We start from the raw sequence: 4,614 nt of genomic DNA, 5'->3' as shown, positions 1-4,614 counted from the left end.
AAGTGAGAATATATGAAGATATATTCTCACATGTAAACTCGTAAAAGAGTCCCCATATCTAACTTAAGAGTCCCCATTTCTCACTTAAGAGTCCCCATTTCTCACTTATAAACGCGTAAAGCATTGATATATATAAACAATTAAAGGCATGAACTATTAGAACATTAGAACAAAAGAGCGCAGAGCGCTTTTTTAGTAAATTTTATGGTTGTGGATAATGACATTTTGAGGCCTTTGAGTTGAAAAATGCCTCTCTGGGGACTGTTCCAACTTGACCATATGAGACGGACGAAGAGATTCTCAAATAGCAGGCGATAACGATCGATTGTGGTCAAGCTGGAACGCTGTGCTGGCAGAGATGTTGTTTGGCTTTTGAAAAAGAAGCTAGGCAACTTTTGAGAGCTGCTCTATAAAGCGAGAGCTCTTCGTCTCCTTGTTTGTCGCAAAATAAAGTTTTCGAAGAGCCCCGCTCGGTTCCTTTGTTTGTAGCAAAATTAAGGTTTTCATCGAGCGGAAAGGGAAGCTTCGGCTTCCCTTTTTTGTGCCTGCCGCAACCGCCGTGCCATACATGACGGGGTTAGGGCCGTGACAAGCACGACCTAGTCTGTGCCACCCATTCACGGCGTTCTTTGCCCCAACTTTCACGCTGACGTGCAGTACTCACTTGAGCATTCCCTGCGGCAACCGTTCTTGCAGATGGCTTGGATGAGGGATGCGGCAGCTTTCATTGGTATCTCCTTTGTTTGTCTGCTTACGAAATTTCCGAGCTAATTTTCAAAACTCAAGGGGCCGAGTTGCCGCGTTTACCACAGGCCATTCGGCCTATGGAAAACCACTAATTTTCGCGGCTACGCCCCAAAAATTAGTTCGCGGACAGCCCGCACCAACCCCTTGAGTTTTGAAAATTAGCTCTCCTTTTTTTCGCCGCGACAAACAAAGGAGATACCAATGAAAACTTTCTTTTTTTCCCTCATCCAAGCCATCTGCAAGAACTCTCAGTTGTCTCTGAGACTTGAAATCAAACAGCTCTTCCTGTTGCACGTCAGCGTGAAAGTTGGGGCCGAGCAAGAAAAAGAGGCCTGAGTTTACAGGGTCGTGCTTGTCACGACCCTAACCCCTTCTGCAAACAAAGTAGCGACGTTAGTCGCTCCCATTTTGAAAAAGCTTTCGGTCTTTTTCATCCATGGTGCGGATAAGGTAATCAATGATTTTCTGGCCCTGTGGGCCCTTCTTGGCGACTGCTTGCAGAGCTGCCCCGAGCAAAATCTTCCGCCTCGTATCGTTCTTCCGCTTCTGTTTGGCTCTTCTTGCCTTCAAGTCATCCAGTCTGGCCTGCTTTTGGCGCAGCTTCTTCTCTGCATTCTGCAACTGGATTTCTGCTTGCTCTAACGCTGTCATTTTTGCCTTTACCCTTGCAACTATATCTGGTGTAACACTTGCGGATGTAATACGTAAGTGCGCACTTAGGACTTGCAGGCAAGTCATGCGTTGGGGCATGCCCCAAACCCCAAGGAGAACAGCTGAACTAATGGCGATTTATCATCTCAACGTGAAACCGATACAGCGATCAAGCGGAAGAAGTTCCGTAGCGGCAGCTGCTTATCGAGCTGGGATGAGATTGACCGATGATCGAACCGGATTAACCCACGACTATACCGACAAAAAAGTTGATCACACCGAGCTGGTTGGTTGGACAATGTCTAGGCAAGAATTGTGGGATTCTGCGGAATCTGCTGAGCGTCGAAAAGATGGAACGACAGCGCGGGAATACGAAATCGCGTTGCCTCAAGAACTGGATCATGGCCAGAAAATTGAGCTGGCACGTGACTATGCGCAGTGGTTACACGAGCGACATGGTGTTGCCGTTGATGTCTGCTTGCATGGACTGGATAGCAATAATCCTCACGGTCACTTACTGACTTCAACCCGACAGACGTTAGGCAATGATCTGGGGGAGAAGGTTTCCCGTGAGTGGTCAGACACCAGGCGCAAGAAGCATGGACTAGGTGGGCGCGCGGCAGATCTGAAAGAAGCTAGACAGGTTTGGGAGCAGAAAGCGAATAAATCCCTAGAAATGGCCGGACACGCGCAAACAGTCGACCATAGGTCTCTGGAAGCGCAAAATGAAAAACGCGCGCCTACGGTCCATTTAGGCCCCATAGCGAGCGAAATGGAACGGCGAGGGATTAAGACCGATTTAGGGAACTATAACCGTGAGGTGCAGCAAGCGAACCTTGCCTTGACCAAAGAGGCTTCAAAGGCTGTTCACGATGATGCAGAGGCCAAGAGCCACAAGGAAAAGCGGCGGCGGCAGCGTGATGAAGAACTGAAAGTTGCGCGGGAACGCCTGCAAGCACAGCTGGTAGGAGACTTCGAACCCTCACCCGAATTGCAGAGGGATACACAGGCCCTCAAAAAACTTGAGACTGCAATCATCAAAGACCAGCTCTGGAAAGAGCAGGACTGGCAGGACAAGCTGGATAGTCATTTGCAAACACGTAGGCCGTGGATTTTGGGGCGCAAGGCATGGGATGAAAAGGCCGAACGTTTGGAGCAGCCTCTGAAGGCACTCAATGCACGCCGAACACAACTGAAGGAGAGCCAAGCACAGCTAGGTGAGCGGGAGCATGATGAGCTTTCTGCCCATGCTGAAAAGGCCAGAGCTTCAGATAAAGCCAAGTATATGCTGGGAGTGTTAGATCGAGTGGAGGCAAGGTGGAGGAGCGATCCTACGGCCCGCGATAAGTCACTTGAGGAATTAACGCAGACCCTTCAGCGGGAAGACCAGCAGAAAGCAGATCAGAAGCGACTGGCTGAGGCACAGGCCAGTCGCGAAGCTGAACAGCAAGCACGCTTAGAGGCTCAAAAACAAGAGCTAGAGCGCTTAAAACTGCTTGAGGAACAAAAGCGCCTTGAACAATCGCAAAAGCCCTCACTGAGTGTATCTCCTACGAAAAGTCTCGGTAGATAACACGCTGTAATCGAAAGATTTTATAGAAGTGTAGAGTGCAATAATTTCTTTAATATCATCCGTAGTGAGCATGGCTTTATCATCTACCACGACAAGATTATTATCTATGATCCAAGTCTCATCTTCGCCTTCTTCAAAAGTTTCAATACTCGATAAGTTGCCTACAGGGTGGCCGAAAGTATTTTGATAGGTGATTGTAACCTGATCGATTTTCAGTTGATTGGAAATCCAGCCTGACACGTAATCTGTTTTAGCTGGATCGCTGTTACAGGCCGCCTCTACGAGTTCAGCCTCTGTCGATATTTCAGCCGATTTTAACTGCTCAATAAACAGAGATAAATTAAATTTACCCATCACTTAATCCACTAATTCTCTAATGACCGGCAGGGGTGCAGGTCTTCCTGCAACCTTGCCCCTCCGGCGAGGAGCGGGGGCGTGGGGAAAGTAAAATCGTTGGTCTGGTGCGGGCGGGCCGTTAGCTATCCATAGCCTTTTAAGGCTGTGGTTAGGTAGGCCAACACGGTGATCAACTATTTTGCTTTTGGGAGAGGGGGCAGAGCCCCATCTCCTATTCTGTGAGTTGCCTTATCGGCTCAGGCCTTAAAGGTCTTACCAGCGCTTTTGCAAAAGCCAATAAACGATGCTTCGATGTTGGGTTGATCCAGCTTCATACCCTTGTCCTCGCACCAATTACGGAAGTCTTCGGCAATCCGATCAATATCCTTGCCATTGCCGTAGGAGCGAGCGATTTTTTGCCAACGATTGTCTGATGAGAAATCGAGAGACCCACTGGCTGGGAAGGCGACAATAGGCGTTTCTGCCGTGCCATTACGGCGGACCTTTCTGCCCACCTTGGAACTGCCTAGTTCTTTCTTCACCTTTGCCGGATTAGCCTTTGGTTTCCAGATAATTTCGACATGGGTAACTGTCCGTCCCCGCTTGTGCGGCACCGCTTCCAGCGTGAATCTAGCGAGTTGGTTGATCTCTTCAATCGCTAATCTAAGCGCCCACCTATTGAGGTCTGCAAACCGTTTTAGCTTGCCAGACGGGACACCCAGAATTGCGCGTAACTCATCAACGGAAAAGCGTTTAGACGTTTGATACTGCAAGCCCTGCAATGACGCGAAATACTGGAATAGCAAAATGCTGTATTTGCTTGAAAGCGCGAATAAAGTCTGGCGATCAATGACCGCCCAGTGATGGCTCTCAGCTGCCATCCTTCGGAATGTTTTGCGGAAGTTCCATTTAACCCGTAGTTCTCCACTTTCCTCTTCCTCGGCGTAGCTCACTTCTGCCTCATCGAGGAAGCCGCCGATCCTCAGCACCTTCTTGTCTGGGTCGTCAATGGTTAGCACCGATGCCGCTAATTCTTCGAACAGCGGTTGGAGTGTTGCCCGAGTGTGACGCCGCATCCCTTTGGTACCCGTCATCTCGGAGAGGTAGAATTCGTGGTCAATATCTGATGCCATTGCCCCGCCAGCCTTGGCAATCAGAAAGTGCATTACCTTCAGTGCCTCGGCAGAAGGGGCATGCTGAAGGTAGATACCTTGGGCATACTCGACTGGTAATACGGTCTTGGTCTGATCGTAGGCCCGATCAGCTGCCACCTGAGTTGTTTTGGTCAGCTTTTTCACGTCATTCAT

5 protein-coding genes are annotated in these 4,614 nt (G+C 49.2%); 2 read left to right on the top strand and 3 right to left on the bottom strand.

Annotated elements, in window-relative coordinates; translation table 11 throughout:
* The first annotated feature begins 948 nt into the window (after positions 1–948).
* A complete protein-coding gene (locus tag P6574_RS21845) occupies positions 949–1,083 on the top strand; it encodes a hypothetical protein (protein ID WP_310622455.1) in 135 nt (44 codons plus the stop codon).
* Positions 1,084–1,140: 57 nt separating this feature from the next.
* On the opposite strand, the gene P6574_RS21840 is transcribed toward P6574_RS21845, so the two are convergent.
* Positions 1,141–1,497 carry a hypothetical protein gene (locus P6574_RS21840; protein WP_310622454.1) on the bottom strand — a complete coding sequence of 119 codons (357 nt, stop codon included), beginning with the start codon at positions 1,495–1,497 and terminating at the stop codon, positions 1,141–1,143.
* Between the two features lie 31 nt (positions 1,498–1,528).
* On the opposite strand from P6574_RS21840, the gene P6574_RS21835 reads away from it, so the two are divergent.
* Entirely contained in the window at positions 1,529–2,971 is a 1,443-nt protein-coding gene (locus tag P6574_RS21835; RefSeq protein ID WP_310622453.1) for a MobA/MobL family protein, read from the top strand.
* Here the strand turns inward: P6574_RS21835 and P6574_RS21830 are convergent.
* On the bottom strand, positions 2,933–3,325 hold the full coding sequence (locus P6574_RS21830; RefSeq protein ID WP_310622452.1) for a hypothetical protein: 393 nt from the start codon (positions 3,323–3,325) through the stop codon (positions 2,933–2,935). The two genes, P6574_RS21835 and P6574_RS21830, sit on opposite strands and share 39 nt — an antisense overlap.
* A gap of 239 nt (positions 3,326–3,564) precedes the next feature.
* On the bottom strand, positions 3,565–4,614 hold a 1,050-nt coding region (locus P6574_RS21825; RefSeq protein WP_310622451.1), incomplete at its 5' end, for a replication initiation protein.

It is taken from the genome of Pseudovibrio sp. M1P-2-3 (assembly GCF_031501865.1).
Taxonomy (GTDB): Bacteria; Pseudomonadota; Alphaproteobacteria; order Rhizobiales; family Stappiaceae; genus Pseudovibrio; species Pseudovibrio corallicola.
Note: the sequence above shows the minus strand (reverse complement) of the source record. Positions and strands in the feature narration are given on the sequence as shown.

Bases quoted from the DNA above. Each gene is read 5' to 3' on its own strand.
- P6574_RS21830 (WP_310622452.1), bottom strand. From the start codon at position 3,325: ATGGGTAAATTTAATTTATCTCTGTTTATTGAGCAGTTAAAATCGGCT.
- P6574_RS21835 (WP_310622453.1), top strand. From the start codon at position 1,529: ATGGCGATTTATCATCTCAACGTGAAACCGATACAGCGATCAAGCGGA.
- P6574_RS21845 (WP_310622455.1), top strand. From the start codon at position 949: ATGAAAACTTTCTTTTTTTCCCTCATCCAAGCCATCTGCAAGAACTCT.
- P6574_RS21840 (WP_310622454.1), bottom strand. From the start codon at position 1,497: ATGCCCCAACGCATGACTTGCCTGCAAGTCCTAAGTGCGCACTTACGT.